We start from the raw sequence: 740 nt of genomic DNA, 5'->3' as shown, positions 1-740 counted from the left end.
CAGCGACTCAGGCGTCAGTCTGGCCAGCTCTTGACCGATCTGGTTCGCAGCAAATGAGACATATCCAATAGCGGTAATGAAATTACGCTGATTGGGTGTTGATTGATGCTTTCTGTGGAACCTGAGAGCGAATAGCGCCTTGGCAACCACCTCCCAGCAACCATCTAGTGGCTCAGAGCCGAGCTTCGGAGATAGCGAAAAACCAAATGAGGCTGATTTCGTGTTTCTACCAGTTAACTTGACCAGGCGACCTGCATCGACTTGCCACTCGGGGTCATCCCAAACAACCGACTCAAACCCTTCTAGTTTCATTAGCTTTGCTTTGCTGACTAAAGATTTGAGGTTTTTATTCCTGTCACGCTCAAGACGATCGACGAAAGGGACAACCTTAGCCTTGCGATTAGAGCGACCGTCAGACATTGTCCCCCCCTTCCTCACAGAGTTTGGCTACTTGCGCAACCGCTGCGATCACCTCATCAAGCTGTATGCCCAATCGCGCATTCTCGTACTTTTTTAAACGCTCTTCACGACCAGCCAGCAAGCATTCCAGTATCTGTTCATGGTTAGCGTGCCGATAAGGCTGAAATTTTGGACATAAATAACATGAGTAAGGTGGATCAAGGTGGCAAACACTGGATTCACCACACACACCAATACCAACCTGATCAGTTGGGTTTTGCTCATCGAAAAACGTTAGATGCTTGTCATCTCGCTCACCATTGACAGCATTTTCATCACTA

At 48.1% G+C, this 740-nt stretch carries 2 protein-coding genes; both read right to left on the bottom strand.

Going from position 1 to position 740, the window contains the following annotated elements:
- Nucleotides 1-420, bottom strand: a 420-nt coding sequence (locus tag ABAC460_RS49410) for a hypothetical protein (protein WP_200863707.1), incomplete at its 3' end; no start/stop codon positions are given.
- A partial coding sequence (locus ABAC460_RS50280) for a hypothetical protein (protein WP_200863706.1) occupies nt 413-740 on the bottom strand: 328 nt, incomplete at its 5' end. The genes ABAC460_RS49410 and ABAC460_RS50280, both read right to left, overlap by 8 nt.

This window comes from Asticcacaulis sp. AC460, assembly GCF_000495795.1.
In the GTDB taxonomy this organism is placed as follows: domain Bacteria; phylum Pseudomonadota; class Alphaproteobacteria; order Caulobacterales; family Caulobacteraceae; genus Asticcacaulis.
The sequence above is the reverse complement of the archived record's forward strand: the minus strand, read 5'-3'. Positions and strand labels throughout refer to the sequence as shown.